The 15,297-nt window shown below is 45.0% G+C and carries 10 protein-coding genes, 5 tRNA genes and 1 rRNA gene; 9 read left to right on the top strand and 7 right to left on the bottom strand.

Going from position 1 to position 15,297, the window contains the following annotated elements; all coding sequences use genetic code 11:
- Positions 1-9 precede the first annotated feature (9 nt).
- Positions 10-126, top strand: a 5S ribosomal RNA gene (gene rrf / locus R7035_RS08650).
- 91 nt (positions 127-217) lie between these two features.
- Here rrf and ilvY read toward each other — a convergent pair.
- Entirely contained in the window at positions 218-1,108 is an 891-nt protein-coding gene (gene ilvY, locus R7035_RS08645; protein WP_005379097.1) for an HTH-type transcriptional activator IlvY, read from the bottom strand.
- A gap of 143 nt (positions 1,109-1,251) precedes the next feature.
- Between ilvY and ilvC the strand changes: the two genes are divergently transcribed.
- Positions 1,252-2,736 carry a ketol-acid reductoisomerase gene (gene ilvC / locus R7035_RS08640; RefSeq protein WP_005379098.1) on the top strand — a complete coding sequence of 495 codons (1,485 nt, stop codon included), beginning with the start codon at positions 1,252-1,254 and terminating at the stop codon, positions 2,734-2,736.
- Between the two features lie 266 nt (positions 2,737-3,002).
- Here ilvC and ubiK read toward each other — a convergent pair whose 3' ends face one another.
- The 4 genes from ubiK to R7035_RS08620 form a co-directional block, all read right to left on the bottom strand.
- Positions 3,003-3,254 (bottom strand): ubiquinone biosynthesis accessory factor UbiK, encoded by a 252-nt coding sequence (gene ubiK, locus R7035_RS08635; protein WP_005379099.1) that lies wholly within the window; start codon positions 3,252-3,254, stop codon positions 3,003-3,005.
- A gap of 131 nt (positions 3,255-3,385) precedes the next feature.
- Complete coding sequence (gene vmeD / locus R7035_RS08630; RefSeq protein WP_005379100.1) at positions 3,386-6,508, bottom strand: multidrug efflux RND transporter permease subunit VmeD; 3,123 nt, start codon at positions 6,506-6,508, stop codon at positions 3,386-3,388.
- A 12-nt stretch (positions 6,509-6,520) separates the two neighbouring features.
- Positions 6,521-7,627, bottom strand: a complete 1,107-nt coding sequence (gene vmeC / locus R7035_RS08625; protein ID WP_005379101.1) for a multidrug efflux RND transporter periplasmic adaptor subunit VmeC — start codon at positions 7,625-7,627, stop codon at positions 6,521-6,523.
- Between the two features lie 18 nt (positions 7,628-7,645).
- Positions 7,646-8,227, bottom strand: a complete 582-nt coding sequence (locus R7035_RS08620; RefSeq protein WP_005384254.1) for a TetR/AcrR family transcriptional regulator — start codon at positions 8,225-8,227, stop codon at positions 7,646-7,648.
- Positions 8,228-8,397: 170 nt separating this feature from the next.
- Here R7035_RS08620 and rep point away from each other — a divergent pair, with 170 nt between their 5' ends.
- A complete protein-coding gene (gene rep, locus R7035_RS08615) occupies positions 8,398-10,413 on the top strand; it encodes a DNA helicase Rep (protein WP_318146095.1) in 2,016 nt (671 codons plus the stop codon).
- Positions 10,414-10,486: 73 nt separating this feature from the next.
- Here the strand turns inward: rep and R7035_RS08610 are convergent, their stop codons facing one another.
- Entirely contained in the window at positions 10,487-10,900 is a 414-nt protein-coding gene (locus tag R7035_RS08610; RefSeq protein ID WP_005384252.1) for a c-type cytochrome, read from the bottom strand.
- 335 nt (positions 10,901-11,235) lie between these two features.
- Between R7035_RS08610 and R7035_RS08605 the strand changes: the two genes are divergently transcribed.
- The 5 genes from R7035_RS08605 (at position 11,236) to R7035_RS08585 (ending at position 11,832) form a co-directional block, all read left to right on the top strand.
- Positions 11,236-11,312 (top strand) — tRNA-Arg (locus R7035_RS08605).
- Positions 11,313-11,345: 33 nt separating this feature from the next.
- A tRNA-His gene (locus tag R7035_RS08600) sits at positions 11,346-11,421 on the top strand.
- A 69-nt stretch (positions 11,422-11,490) separates the two neighbouring features.
- Positions 11,491-11,567: transfer RNA gene (locus R7035_RS08595), tRNA-Pro, on the top strand.
- A 48-nt stretch (positions 11,568-11,615) separates the two neighbouring features.
- Positions 11,616-11,691 (top strand) — tRNA-His (locus tag R7035_RS08590).
- Between the two features lie 64 nt (positions 11,692-11,755).
- Positions 11,756-11,832, top strand: a tRNA-Pro gene (locus tag R7035_RS08585).
- A gap of 338 nt (positions 11,833-12,170) precedes the next feature.
- Here the strand turns inward: R7035_RS08585 and R7035_RS08580 are convergent.
- Complete coding sequence (locus R7035_RS08580) at positions 12,171-12,896, bottom strand: HAD family hydrolase (protein WP_130544890.1); 726 nt, start codon at positions 12,894-12,896, stop codon at positions 12,171-12,173.
- Between the two features lie 661 nt (positions 12,897-13,557).
- Here R7035_RS08580 and R7035_RS08575 point away from each other — a divergent pair.
- On the top strand, positions 13,558-15,273 hold the full coding sequence (locus tag R7035_RS08575; RefSeq protein ID WP_005379108.1) for a dipeptide ABC transporter ATP-binding protein: 1,716 nt from the start codon (positions 13,558-13,560) through the stop codon (positions 15,271-15,273).
- Positions 15,274-15,297: the final 24 nt, after the last annotated feature.

Here is a 15,297-nt window from a genome sequence, read left to right as displayed (position 1 = left end):
AAGAATTTGCTTGGCGACCATAGCGTTTTGGACCCACCTGATTTCCATGCCGAACTCAGAAGTGAAACGAAATAGCGCCGATGGTAGTGTGGGGCTTCCCCATGTGAGAGTAGGACATCGCCAGGCTTTAAATTTAAGAAGCCCGCTCGAAAGAGCGGGCTTTTTTGCATCTATAGAGTTTTAAAATTAGCCCACTTTATACCTAAAAAGTGTTCATCTAAGGTGCGATATACTTGCTCTCTGCAACCTTCCAAAAGGCTTTAACAAGCGGATTCTCCAGCTGAGTTTTGTTGCAGCAAACACCAAGTTTAAAAGGTTTAATTGGTAAGACTTTTAAACGATTTATCTTTTCTCTTACCGGACTGTTGTTGATTACAACATCAGGTGCGATACCTACTCCACACCCCAATGCAACCATACTTACGATGGCTTCATGTCCGGAGGTTTGTGCGTAGATCTTTGGCTTTATTTTCATTTGTTTGAGCCAAGTATTGGCCCTGTCCCTTGCCGTTCCTGCTTCTGGGAGTATGAATGGAATGACCGACCAGTCTGGTTTTTCTTTTTGTAGCTCTTCAGCAAACGCACTAACCCCAACAGGTACGATGACAGAAAGTGGGATTTCACTGATCGTTTCAAATGCGATTTTATTTGGCATCTGTTCTGACTTGGCTGATATGGCAATATCGGCTTCATCTGCTAGTATTTTGTCGATCGCTTGAGCTGGATCGCCGGTTGATAGTTTGAACTCAATGAAAGGGTTCTGAATACGAAAGTCAGAGATTAGCTCCGGAAGATGGCTGTAGCTTGCAGTAACAGAACAAAAGAGACGGATTTCTCCTTTCAATTCATCCTCGGTTCCCTTCAGGTGACTCTGATACTGCTGCCATTCGCCAAGAATCTTTAAGGCAACTGGGACTAGCTTTTTACCTTGGATAGTTAAATCAACGCTACGGTTGTCGCGTAAAAACAATTGTTGGCTGGTTTCCTCCTCTAATTTTTGTATCTGTCGGCTTAAGGCTGAAGGGCTAATATGCATTGCCGCTGCGGTCTTGGCGAAACTTTTACTCTCACAGAGATGAATGAAAAGTTGCAGGCTTTTGATATTCATTAAATTTTCATTTCCATGTTGCATAAATTGCAATAACTAATTGTGAATATATCACTTTAAGCAATCTCATGTCTGTTTTAGTATGAAGTTATTCGGTAAGGCAATTACTGACCTCAATGGAAGAATCTCAAAGGAGCACCCAGATGGCTAATTATTTCAATACCCTAAACTTGCGCGAGCAGTTGGACCAATTAGGTCGTTGTCGTTTTATGGACCGCAGTGAGTTCGCTTCAGAAGCGGATTATCTGAAAGGTAAGAAAGTGGTCATTGTAGGTTGTGGTGCTCAAGGTCTTAACCAAGGTCTGAACATGCGCGACTCTGGTCTAGACGTTGCTTATGCGCTTCGCCAAGCCGCGATTGATGAGCAACGCCAGTCATTCAAAAACGCAAAAGACAACGGTTTTGAGGTAGGTAGCTACGAAACGCTAATTCCACAAGCTGATCTAGTAGTAAACCTTACTCCAGATAAGCAGCACACAAACGTTGTTGAGACGGTAATGCCGTTAATGAAAGAAGGCGCAGCACTAGGTTACTCTCACGGTTTCAACGTTGTTGAAGAAGGCATGCAAATCCGTAAAGACCTAACGGTAGTAATGGTTGCACCTAAATGTCCAGGTACGGAAGTTCGTGAAGAATACAAGCGCGGTTTCGGTGTACCGACTCTTATCGCTGTTCACCCAGAGAACGACCCAAAAGGTGAAGGTTGGGATATCGCGAAAGCTTGGGCTGCAGCAACAGGTGGTCACCGTGCAGGCTGTCTAGAGTCTTCTTTTGTTGCTGAGGTGAAATCTGACCTAATGGGTGAGCAAACTATCCTTTGTGGCATGCTACAGGCTGGCTCTATCGTATGTTACGAGAAGATGATTGCTGATGGTATCGATCCTGGCTACGCTGGTAAGCTTCTTCAATACGGTTGGGAAACCATCACTGAAGCACTGAAGTTTGGTGGTATCACTCACATGATGGATCGCCTAACTAACCCTGCAAAAGTGAAAGCATTTGAGCTTTCTGAAGAGCTAAAAGAACTGATGCGTCCGCTATACAACAAGCACATGGATGACATCATCACCGGTCACTTCTCTAGCACTATGATGGCTGACTGGGCAAACGACGATGCAAATCTACTAGGCTGGCGTGCAGAAACAGGTGAAACTGCTTTCGAAAACTACCCAGAAACTGACGTAGAAATCTCTGAGCAAGAGTACTTCGATAACGGTATCTTGATGGTTGCTATGGTTCGTGCGGGTGTTGAGCTAGCATTCGAAGCGATGACGGCATCTGGCATCATCGATGAGTCTGCTTACTACGAGTCTCTACACGAGCTGCCACTTATCGCAAACACTATCGCACGTAAGCGTTTATACGAGATGAACGTGGTTATCTCAGACACTGCGGAATACGGTAACTACCTGTTCGCTAACGTAGCAACGCCGCTTCTACGTGAGAAGTTTATGCCAGCCGTAAATACTGACGTAATTGGTAAAGGTTTAGGTGAAACGTCTAACCAAGTGGATAACGCGACTCTTATCGCTGTGAATGAAACAATCCGTAACCACCCTGTAGAGTACATCGGTGAAGAGCTACGTGGTTACATGACTGATATGAAGCGTATCGCGGTGGGCGGCTAAATGACTCCATTTCGGTGTCGAAGGTGCTCGTTTACTATCGTAAAGTCCGCGCCTTCTCCTAGAAATGAAACCTTAATACAGCGTAATTTACTTAGTCTCAAGTAACGCAGTAGATAAACTCCAGGCAGACTGGAGTGATAAATACAAAATAAAACACAACATCTAATCAAAAGGCTTGGTCGCCGTTGACCAAGCCTTTTTGTTTTTAGCCGATTTATCTGCGCGCCGATAAGAAAAACGCTCCTTTGTGAGGAGCGCTTTGATACTTATTTTTCAGCAAGCTTTTCTTCAAGTTGCGCCAACTTCTGTTCCATTTCTGTTAGCTTTTGACGTGTACGTAGTAAAACTTGAGTTTGAACATCAAACTCTTCGCGACTTACAACATCTAGCTTGTTTAGCTGGCCTTGGATTACTTGACGAACTTTCTGATCGACATCAGAGCCCAATTCTTTTACAGGTTGAGGCATTGAGTCGTGAATCTGTTTAGCAATTTGCTCTAATTTCTTTGGGTCAAACATAGTGGCTAAAACTCCTTTTGATTTGTCCTCATTTTAAGTAAATGATACGTGAAAGTCGCCACTTAGATGGCAAAAAAGAGAGCGGCAATAAAAAAGGCCACCGAAGTGACCTTTTTGAATGCCTTAATAGCTTATCTGTTATCCGCTAATTCACGATGAGCTGCTTTCGCTTCGTCAACTCGCGCTAACTTCTCCAAGTCTTTGTCTTCAACAAATACTGGCAGAGGTTTGTGTTTTTCAGCTAGGTAGCTGTAAATCACAGGTAGTACGAATAGTGTGAACAGTGTACCGATTGCAAGGCCAGCAACGATGACGATACCGATACTGAAACGTTGCGCGGCACCTGCACCTGTTGCGTACATCAGCGGGATCAGACCTGCGATCATCGCTGCAGTGGTCATTAGGATAGGGCGAAGACGCACTTTCGCAGCTTCCATCACCGCATCAATACGAGACAGTTTATTATGTAACTGCTCTTCTTTGGCGACTTCACAGATCAAGATACCGTGCTTGGTTATTAGGCCGACCAGCGTTATCAAACCAACCTGCGAGTAGATGTTCATCGAGGCCGTACCCCAGGCCAATGCGATCAAGGCACCACATATTGCCAGAGGAACAGATACCATGATGACAATAGGATCGCGGAGTGATTCAAATTGAATCGCCAGAACGAGGAAGATGATCGCAAGTGCAAGACCGAAGGTTGCATACAAGGCACTACCTTCCGTTACAAACTGACGAGATTCGCCCATGTAATCGTGGTTATATCCTGCAGGCAGTTTGGTTTGTGCAATATTTTCAAACCAGTCGATTGCGTCACCCATAGCAACACTAGGTGATGGTACTGCACCCACAGTCGCTGAGTTTAGCTGGTTGAAGTGTGGCAAAGAGCGAGGCTCAGCCACCACATCGATTGTAATCAGACTGCCTAATGGAACCGCTTTACCATCCACAGAGCGTACATAGTAGTTCTTCATCGATTCTGGGTTTAGACGCCATTTACGCTCAACTTGAGGTATCACCTCATACGAGCGACCATTCAGGTCGATTCGGTTTACATAACCATCTGCCATCATGGTGCTGAGAGTGATGCCAATGTCTTGCATAGTCACACCGTAGGCACCCGCTTTGTCTTTATCGATCTTGATCTTCATCGTTGCTGAATCGTAGTTCAAATCCAGGTCGGAATAGACAAACATTGGGCTACTTGCAACATCGGTTAGAATATCGCTAGCGATAGTAAACAAGCTCTCGAAGCTATTTGGTGTTGTAATTACAAACTGAACAGGTAGACCTGAGCCTGCACCTGGAAGCTCTGGCATTTGGAATGCAGTGACAGACATACCAGGCACACTTGATACTAGGCCACCCACACGTTTCGTGATTTCAGATTGGCTTGCCTCTCGTTCACTCCAAGGCTTCAATGTTGCTAGGCCAAACGCTTGGTTTGAGTTTGGTACACCATTAAAGACCTGTGCGTATTCCACCTCCGGTTGATCTGAGAGTATTTGGTTTACGTCATCCATGGTATTTTGGATATAGTCCAAGTTCGCGTTTGATGGGGCAGTACCCATCAGCATGACCACACCTTTATCTTCAGATGGTGCTAGTTCGCTAGGAATAAACTTGAACAAGACCGGTAAGCTTGCAAATACAATGATTGCAAACGCAATAACAACCGGACGATGAGCCATTACCGCTTTCAACATGCCTTCGTAACGAGTGGTCATGCCATCAAGGATATGGTGAACTTTTTGCTCAAACTTGCTTGGCTTCTCGTTCGCCTTCAGCATCTTCGAACACATCATTGGTGATAGTGTCAAAGCGATGATGCCGGATACGAATACTGAACCTGCCAGTGTCAAAGCGAACTCTTTGAACAATGAACCGGTGATACCACCCATCAATGCGATCGGCGCGTACACTGCACCTAGCGTCAATGTCATCGCGATAACTGGAACCGCAATTTCACGCGTACCAATAATTGCAGCTCGGAATGGCGATTCCCCTTCTTTGATGTGACGGTCAACGTTTTCTAGTACAACGATCGCGTCATCCACCACCAGACCGATGGCAAGCACCATCGCCAGTAGCGTCATCAAGTTCCAAGAGAACCCCATTGCCTGCATCACCATTGCCACACCAATCAATGAAAGTGGAATGGTCACGATAGGAATGATTACCGCGCGGAATGAGCCCAGGAACAGTGTGATAACCACAAGTACGATTACTGCTGCTTCAAGAATCGTTTTCACTACTTCGTGAATCGATTCGTTGATGGCGATAGTTGAGTCGTACATTACGTTCATTTTGATGTTACTTGGTAGGTTGCGCTCAAGCTGAGGCAACAGTTCAAGTACGTCTGCTGCAATGTTGATTGGGTTAGCACTTGGCGCTGCGTTGATCGCTGCAACCACAGCTTCTTGACCGTTTGCACTTGCGCGATAAACGTCGTGACTCTTCTCTAGCGTTACTTTAGCGATATCACCTAGGCGGATGACATCCCCTTCACCAGTTTTCACGACCAATGCTTCAAGTTCAGCAACGTTTGATACCTGAGTATCTGCGCTACCGTTATAAAGCACGAACTCACCCGTCGCTTGACCGGTTGCAGATTGGTAGTTGTTGGCGTTAAGAACGCTCATCACATCGGTTGCGGTCAACTTCAAAGCGCCCATTTTGGCAGGATCTAGCCATACGCGCAGTGCGTACTTCATACCACCATACAGGTCAACTTTGGACACACCGTTTACGGTGAACAACTGCGGGTTGATTACACGCTCAAGGTAGTCAGTGATCTGGCTTGAAGATAACTCGTCACTCGTAAAGCCGATGTACAGTACCGCCGTTGTCGAACCTGTCGACATGGTTACGGTTGGGTCTTCGGCTTCTTTTGGTAGCTGTGAACGTACCGAGTTGGTTTTCGCCAGAATGTCAGACAACGCCGCATTTGGGTCAGTATTCAACTTCATGTTGACAGTAATGGTCGATTTACCCAGTACCGATTGCGAAGTCATGTAATCAATATTATCGGCTTGCGCTACCGCTTGCTCCAATGGCTGAGTAATAAAGCCTTGGATCAAGTTGGCACTTGCACCGTAGTAACTGGTGGTCACGGTGACCACCGTATTCGTCATTTCAGGGTATTCACGAACCTGCATTTTGAACACCGCTTGCAAACCAAGCAATGCAATCAAAAAGCTGATCGATACCGCTAAAACTGGACGTTTTATAAAAACATCTGTAAAGCGCATGATGCCTCCAACTTAAAGCATTGGTGTTTCAGCAGGTGGGGTAGTTGCATCGCTTTCGACAATGCTTACTTTCGCATGGTTACTCAAACGGACTTGACCCGATGTCACCACTACATCACCTGGCTTCACGCCTTCTAGAATGTGTGCGATATCTTTAGAGCGTTCGCCAACTTTTACCACATGCTGCTTAACGCGTTTTTCGCCATCTTCTTCTGTTACGATGTAAACATTGTCGCCATACAGCGTAAATGTGATCGCGGTTTGAGGTAGAGTGACCTGATTTTCTAATTTAGGCAGAATGATGTTTGCACGCGCGAACATACCACTACGCAGTTTGCCGTCACTGTTAGGGATATCCGCTTGAACTTGAATCAAACCACTTTGTACGTTTACAGCTGGTTCAATCGCAGAAATAGACCCTTTGAAAGGTTGGTCTGGATAAGCGTCAACAAAGATATCCACTTCTTGATCGATATTGATACGTGAAATATCGGTTTGTGGCACGGTGAAGCGCAAGCGCATCACGCTGGTATCTTCAAGGCGAACAATGTCGGTGCCCGCCTGTAGGTACTGACCGAGGTACACGTTACGAATACCTACCACACCATCAAATGGCGCTTTGATTTCGCGTCGGTCGATGGTCGCTTTCAGGCTTTCAATATCCGCTTTTAAGGAGAAGTAGTTTGCTTCTGCTTCGTCATACGCTTCTTTAGAAATAGAGCCTTTTTTGAATAGCCCTTGGTAGCGTTTGTATTTCGCTTCTGCCGCTGGCAACTTAGCTTGCGAGCTCTTCAAATTTGCTTTTTCGACTTCAGAATCAAGCAACACTAATGGCTGACCCGATTTAACTTGAGTACCGGAATCAAACGCGATTTTATCGATAACACCGCTGGTCTCATTTGCTACCGTCACGCCTTGGTTTGGCTCGATAAAACCAATTGCTTCGATGACTGGTACCCAATCCACCGCTTGCACTTCTGTCACGGTTACTGGGAACTCAGGTTCAGGACGGTTTGCCATGTATTCAGCGATCTTTTGTTGCTTAAATAAATTGAAACCTATCACGCTGCCGAACAAGAGAACGGCGATAAGTAACATAAAGAAAGTCCACTTTTTCATTCTATTAAGAACTCCAAGTTAGTGTTTAATAATTGCATCCCAACTGGCTTCAATAGCGGCCTCTAATGCCGTCTTATCCAGTTGATAAAATCCCAAAGCGTGTTTCCGAGCAAGTGCAACACTTGCCTCAAAACTTAATCCAGAAAGTACTTCGTTATCGAGAAGCTTGAATACTCCCTCGTCTTTACCCTGATTAAAAAGAAGATCTACTTGGGCAAACATTTGTCTCTCAAGTTCCCGAGCTTTGCTACTATTTGAACAGGGTAAAGATTCATATTGGACCCGGTTGCTGATCGCACTTAAGTTCGAGCTCGCTAGATTCCAAATATTGAGCCACATGGTTCGATAACGCTGTTTTAAAGGCATCTCTTCACTAACACCTAGTTGCACCGCAGTAGCAACACGCTTAGCAACGTTAAGGCGTAGTTCCTCTAAAAGATGTTCTTTATCTGAGAAATAACGGTAAATCGTCCCTGCTGCGACACCTGCCTCATTGGCGAGCTTTTGCATGGAAAGCCCTTGAAAGCCAGATTCAGCAATGAGTTGTTCAGCAGCGACTAAGATTTGTTCTCGTTTATCTACAGCAGGGTTATCCTTCATAATGTCACCCTTTAGTGAATGAACGTTCATTCATTATAGCTTAAATACCCGCCATTTATGCAACAGAATATTGCACTTAATTGGTGTGAAAATTACAAGAAATCAGCATAGCTTTCACGAGGCCACCCCTTTATCATAGGCGCCACATTCATCACCCGCAGAGAATTTCTATGAAGCTGAACCCTAGTCAAGATGAAGCCGTGAAATACGTGTCTGGTCCATGCCTAGTGCTAGCTGGTGCTGGCTCGGGCAAAACTCGTGTTATTACCAATAAAATCGCTTATCTGGTTCAGCAATGTGGTTACAAAGCGCGTAACATTGCTGCGGTGACGTTTACCAACAAAGCAGCACGTGAAATGAAGGAGCGTGTAGGTCAAACGTTAGGGAAAGGTGAGTCTAAAGGTTTGATGGTATCAACATTCCACACTTTAGGATTGAACATCATCAAGCGTGAGTACAAGCATTTAGGGTTGAAATCGGGCTTCTCACTGTTTGATGACCAAGACCAGCTAGCGCTGCTCAAAGAACTTACCGAAAAGCAGCTTGATGGTGATAAAGATCTGCTACGTCAGCTTCTGAGTTGTATTTCCAACTGGAAAAACGACATGTTGACGCCAGAGCAAGCCAAAGCGCGTGCGCAAGGTGAACAGCAACAATTGTTTGCGTTCTGTTTTGATATGTACCAAAAGCAAATGAAAGCCTATAACGCGCTCGATTTTGATGACCTAATTTTGATGCCCGTTTTACTCTTACGTAATCATGAAGATGTTCGTCAGCGTTGGCAGAATCGTATCCGTTACCTACTGGTTGACGAGTATCAAGATACCAACACGAGTCAGTATGAGCTGGTCAAATTAATTGTCGGAGAACGTGGGCGATTGACGGTTGTAGGGGATGACGATCAGTCTATTTATTCATGGCGTGGTGCGAAACCTCAGAACCTCGTGTTGCTGGGTGAAGATTATCCAAATTTGCGTTTGATTAAGCTAGAGCAAAACTACCGTTCAACGAGTCGAATCCTGCGTGCGGCCAACATTTTGATAGCTAACAACCCTCACGTCTATGAGAAGTCCTTGTTCTCTGAAATTCCTGACGGTGAAAAACTCAAAGTGTTGTTGGCTAAAAATGAAGAGCATGAAGCAGAGCGCGTAACGGGTGAACTAATTGCGCATAAGTTCCTAAACCGTACCGAATATAAAGATTATGCGATTCTATACCGTGGTAACCACCAATCACGTTTGATTGAAAAGTCTCTGATGCAAAACCGTGTACCGTATAAAATTTCTGGCGGCACCTCGTTTTTTGCGCGCGCAGAGATTAAAGACATCATGGCGTATTTGCGCGTTTTGGTTAATCCGGATGACGACAATGCATTTTTGCGCATTGTGAATACTCCACGACGTGAAATTGGCCCAGTAACGTTAGAGAAGTTAGGCAGTTATGCCAATATGCGAGGGAAGAGCCTGTTTGAGTCGAGCTTTGAAATGGGGCTCGAACAGCACCTAACGGGACGTGGCCTAGAAAACCTGCGTCGTTTCACCCAATGGCTAGTGGCGATTGCTGATCAAGCTGAGCGTGGTGATACCGTCGAAGCGGTTCGTTCGCTAGTTCGTGATATCCATTATGAAGATTGGCTATACGAAACTTCAGCAAGTCCGAAAGCCGCTGAAATGCGAATGAAGAACGTTTCTGATCTTTATTCATGGATAGTGGCGGACCTAGAGGGTGACAACTACGATCAAGAAGAGAAAACGTTAAAAGAAGTCGTTCAACGTTTGACCTTGCGTGACATGATGGAGCGCGGTGAAGAAGATGAAGACAGTGATGCAGTACAACTGATGACCTTGCACGCATCAAAAGGCCTTGAGTTCCCATATGTATACTTAATTGGGTCCGAAGAAGGTATTTTACCGCACCAAACCAGTATTGATGAAGATAACGTGGAAGAAGAGCGTCGCCTGATGTACGTTGGTATTACTCGCGCGCAACGTGAACTGACTTTCACTATGTGCAAAGAGCGTCGGCAGTTCGGCGAGTTGATCAAACCGACTCAAAGCCGCTTTTTGGATGAGTTGCCATTTGATGACGTTGAATGGGAAGTAAACAAAAAGCCAGTATCAGCAGAAGAGCGTATGGCGAAAGGTCAAGCACACATTGCCAATATTCGAGCAATGTTTAAGAAGTAAAGTAACCCTGTTCTCACTGACTAAAAACAAAAAGGCTTGCCAACTGGCAAGCCTTTTTCGTTGATGTCTTTACTTATAGACCTTCAATCATGTGGTCAATTGCTGCGATGATTTCATCGTCAGAACAGTCCATACAGGTTCCTTTGGCTGGCATCGCATTGAAGCCTTCTAATGCGTGCTTCACTAACGTATCTTTGCCTTGTGCAATACGTGGTGCCCAATCATCGGCATTACCTGTTTTAGGTGCGCCGTTTACACCAGATGCGTGACAAGCAATACAAAAAGTACCATAAACTGTGGCGCCATCACGTGGACCGGTTGGCTCTTCTTTCACTGGCTCAGAACCCGCTAGATAAACATCACCGACAGGTTGGATGCGTTCTGCGATCGCATCGTATTCAGTTTGGCTGATGTCAGAAGCTAAAGCTGCCGTAGAAAACGTTAAGGCAGCGAACAAAACGCTAATCATTTGTCGAGACATATCCATTAAACCCACTTCACATTCCCGAGGTAAGTGACTTACCTATTTATATAGTTAGAGTATTAATGCCGAGCAGAGAAATCATTAAATTCCACTGAATGGCATAGAATGATTAGACAACTTGGTTGCAGCTGTTAAATCAATGTAAATAATGGGTGATTATATCCCGATAACTTGTTGCAATAAACAACAAGTTATCCATGACAGGGCGTGAATCACATCAAAAATCCACTTTAACGGAAGATAACTGTCGAAAAAGAGACCAAACGATAAAAAAAGTAAAAAAAGTACTAGACGGCATAGTGTGATATCCGTATTATTCCACTCCGCCGATAGGGCATGCGCCCGTAGCTCAGTTGGATAGAGCGTTGGCCTCCGGAGCCAAAGGTCGAAGGTTCGAATCCTTTCGGGCGTACCATTGCCTCGGAGGATACATCGGTAAAAATCAGTGGTGGCTATAGCTCAGTTGGTAGAGCCCCGGATTGTGATTCCGGTTGTCGCGAGTTCAAGTCTCGTTAGCCACCCCATTCTTTCTTTTTTAGATTGAATGCGGTAGCATTGCTCCCAATCTTGATTCAATCAAGATAAAACATCGTCGGTGAATAGCGCAGCTTGGTAGCGCATCTGGTTTGGGACCAGAGGGTCGGGGGTTCGAATCCCTCTTCACCGACCACTATTTAGTTTATGGCTCTAATAGAGCGGTAAACAGCAAAAATTGATGGTGGCTATAGCTCAGTTGGTAGAGCCCTGGATTGTGATTCCGGTGGTCGCGAGTTCGAATCTCGTTAGCCACCCCATTAATTAAGGTGACTTCTTAGTTGAAGTGTCCTGTCTGATTTGAGAAAATCAGCAAATACAGTTCGGTGAATAGCGCAGCTTGGTAGCGCATCTGGTTTGGGACCAGAGGGTCGGGGGTTCGAATCCCTCTTCACCGACCACTATTAGAAAGCCTGCTTTTTAGCAGGCTTTCGTCGTTTTAGAGTTTATGATCTCGCTTGGACTGTATTAGTCGGTAATGTATCAATGGATTTGAACCCAAGTGGGGTTCGCCTGAAGTTAGAATTCGGCTCTTCACCGACCGCTATTTAGAGCCTCAGTCGAAAGACTGGGGCTTTTTTGCATATCTCCTGAAAAGAATCGGCATTCCATTTCAATTTTTCCCAAAAGTGTACAGCTCTAGGGGCTTTTGACCACCTATGATCCAAATGCTTTTCGAGCTGACAAAATAAACCCCAGAGCAGTGTCTGGGGTTTTGTAGTTTTCTAATCCGCTGCTTTTATTGGGCGAGTGTTTTAAGGATTTCTTTCAGGTCTACCGTTTCTTGGATTTCAAAACTTGGCGTTATATCCGTTGAGTTGCTTGCGCCTGTCGCATTCACCCACACACTCAAAATGCCCATATTGTTAGCGCCAGCAATGTCAGCAGGTAAAGAGTCGCCCACGTGTAGAGCCTCTTCTGGTTTTACTTCGACCAAGTCGAGCGCTTTTTGGAAAATACTTGTAGCAGGTTTCTCTTCTGGCTCTTCTCCTCCCACAATAATATGGTCCACCCAGTTGCTCATTTGTGTCGCGTTTAATTTAGGGTGTTGAGAAAAAATCGGACCGTTAGTGATCACGACGAGTTTGTAATGTTGACGAAGGTCGCTGAGCATTTCTTTTACACCAGGGAAGAAGGTGAACGCGCCCATACGTGCAGAGTCAAAGTAGTCTTGAGCTTGTTGAGCCTCTTTTGCAGTGATGCTGACGCCTTGCTCCGCCAAGATGTTTTGGATCAGGCCACAACGGAAGGCATTTTCATCGGGTAGCAGAGCCACAAGGTGAGGGAACTCAGCATTCAGCTTTTTGTATACACCCTGCAAGTAGCGCTGCAAAAACGCTTTTGGCTCGGTAACTTGTGGATAGGTCTTATGAATCCAAGTTGTAAACGCTTGTCCTGCAACTTTATCGGCTTGTGACGTTGCACATAAAGTCTCGTCCATATCAAAAAAAATCGCTTTAAGCACAGGGGCTCCTTTTATTTACGGCTTGGCTTTGACACTGTTCATCTATTATCCCACTCTCAATTGTGTCGTAAAGGGTTAAAACCGGCGAGTTTTCTTATGACGTACGAATGAGGATAGCGGTACTTTCCTTTGCTTAGTCAATAAACCGCTTAAGTGGCGCATATTCTGCGTTGGAGCAGGATTTGTGTGGTTTTGCTGTTTTGTTCACGTTTTGACCTATCCTTTCTCTTCCTAAGTTTGGCTTTTTGTATTTGCCGACTATTTTATTAATAGTTTTTTATGTTGAAAAAACACTTTTTGCATATGATATTGTTTGTTAAATGTTAATAAATACACATGAATAATATGGTTAATGATCTTGTTTAGCTCATGTTTACTTTTAGAGCATTTTTCTAGTTTTATTGGTGCATGACGCACAAAAATAGTGTGATATGAAAATGGTTAAATACTTGTTAATGCATTTTTATTCGCTAATTGTGCGTTTATTTAATGTTTTTTCGGCGGAATATACTTTAATTGTTGCTTTTTTGTGTGATTTTTGCCAAATTATTTCCGCATTAAGATTTCAGAGTATTATTCTGAATTTGAACGGATTCATTCAGGTGATGAATGGTGCCTTTGGCATGATTCGATACCACAGACAAGGCAGTAGAGGTCTGAAATGTCACTATTAGAAGTGAAAAACCTTCGTATTGAATACCCATCCCGACACGGCGTTCACGCTGCCGTGAAGTCACTTTCTTTTCATATTGAACGTGGTGAAATCGTGGGTGTTGTTGGCGAATCAGGTGCGGGTAAATCCACCGTTGGTAACGCCGTTATTGATTTGCTTAGCCCTCCAGGTCGCGTTGCTAGCGGCGATGTTTTCTTGGATGGAGAAAAAATTTCTGGCCTATCACCAGAAGCGATGCGTAAGGTTCGCGGCTCGAAAATAGGTTTTATTTTCCAAGATCCGATGACCTCGCTCAATCCACTTTTTACTGTTGAGCAACAGCTGAAAGAGACGATCCACGCCAACATGAAGGTCTCTGATGAAGAGGCGTATCAGCGCGCGCTTTCTCTTATGCAGCAGGTTGGTATTCCTCAACCAGAAAACCGCTTAAAGCAGTACCCGCACCAATTCTCTGGTGGTATGCGTCAGCGTGTTGTCATTGCCATTGCTTTGGCTGGTGAGCCTGATCTCATCATCGCGGACGAACCAACTACGGCGTTAGACGTTTCTATCCAAGACCAAATCCTCAACTTGATCCGCGAGCTGTGTATCAAGAACAATGTCGGCTGTATGTTAGTTACTCACGATATGGGTGTCGTCTCCAACGTCACCGATCGCGTGGCGGTAATGTATCGTGGTGACTTGGTGGAGTTTGGACCAACAGCCAAAGTATTGGGCGATCCTGATCACTCTTACACTCGCAGTCTAATTTCAGCGGTACCACGTTCAGACAGAAAGTTAGATCGTTTCCCGTTAGTAAGCTATATCGAAGAAGCGGCGGAAATGGAGCCACTCGATATCAAGAACCACTGGTTAGGACAAAGCCAAGATGAGCGTGAGTACACTGGCCCGCTTTTGGACGTGAAGAACGTCAATCTTCGCTTTGTGACCAAAGACTCTTTGTTCGAGAGCCGCCGAGAATACGTGCAAGCATCTAATAATGTGAGCTTTGAAGTGCACGAAGGCGAAACCTTTGGTTTGGTGGGCGAGTCTGGTTCAGGTAAATCGACCATTGCACGTGTGATTGCTGGTTTATACCAACCTAACTCTGGTCAGGTGAAATTCGAGGGCATTGACCTGACCGCTTTAACCTCTGAGAAAGAGCGCCGCCCGATGCGTCGTCAAATGCAGATGGTGTTCCAAAACCCATATACTTCAATGAACCCTCGTATGAAGGTATTCGATATTATTGCTGAGCCAATCCGTTTCCATAAATTGACGAAAAACGAGTCGGAAACTCGCCAAATCGTGAATGACCTATTGGATCATGTTGGTTTGGGTCGAATGGCTGGGCTTAAGTACCCTCATGAATTCTCCGGTGGTCAGCGTCAGCGTATTTCTATTGCGCGTGCGTTGGCGACTCGTCCTCGACTTTTGATTTGTGATGAACCGACCTCAGCACTGGACGTATCGGTACAGGCACAAATTCTAAACTTGCTGAAAGATCTGCAAAGTGAGCTGAACTTGACTATGTTGTTTATCAGCCACGATTTACCTGTTATTCGTCAGATGTGTGACCGAGTAGGTGTGATGCAAATGGGTACACTTTTAGAAGTGGCACCAACAGAACAGTTATTCACGGCACCTCAACACGAATACAGCAAAAAATTGATTTCTCTGATGCCGGAGTTTACTGGCTTGCGAGAAGAGATCGAAACGGCATAAACCAAGCAATTCGCTTGGCTAACC

The organism is Vibrio sp. 1731 (genome assembly GCF_033339955.1).
In the GTDB taxonomy this organism is placed as follows: domain Bacteria; phylum Pseudomonadota; class Gammaproteobacteria; order Enterobacterales; family Vibrionaceae; genus Vibrio; species Vibrio alginolyticus.
The sequence above is the reverse complement of the archived record's forward strand: the minus strand, read 5'-3'. Positions and strand labels throughout refer to the sequence as shown.

Coding starts and splice junctions, on each gene's coding strand:
- ilvY (WP_005379097.1), bottom strand. CDS start 1,108: ATGAATATCAAAAGCCTGCAACTTTTCATTCATCTCTGTGAGAGTAAA.
- ilvC (WP_005379098.1), top strand. CDS start 1,252: ATGGCTAATTATTTCAATACCCTAAACTTGCGCGAGCAGTTGGACCAA.
- ubiK (WP_005379099.1), bottom strand. CDS start 3,254: ATGTTTGACCCAAAGAAATTAGAGCAAATTGCTAAACAGATTCACGAC.
- vmeD (WP_005379100.1), bottom strand. CDS start 6,508: ATGCGCTTTACAGATGTTTTTATAAAACGTCCAGTTTTAGCGGTATCG.
- vmeC (WP_005379101.1), bottom strand. CDS start 7,627: ATGAAAAAGTGGACTTTCTTTATGTTACTTATCGCCGTTCTCTTGTTC.
- R7035_RS08620 (WP_005384254.1), bottom strand. CDS start 8,227: ATGAAGGATAACCCTGCTGTAGATAAACGAGAACAAATCTTAGTCGCT.
- rep (WP_318146095.1), top strand. CDS start 8,398: ATGAAGCTGAACCCTAGTCAAGATGAAGCCGTGAAATACGTGTCTGGT.
- R7035_RS08610 (WP_005384252.1), bottom strand. CDS start 10,900: ATGGATATGTCTCGACAAATGATTAGCGTTTTGTTCGCTGCCTTAACG.
- R7035_RS08575 (WP_005379108.1), top strand. CDS start 13,558: ATGTCACTATTAGAAGTGAAAAACCTTCGTATTGAATACCCATCCCGA.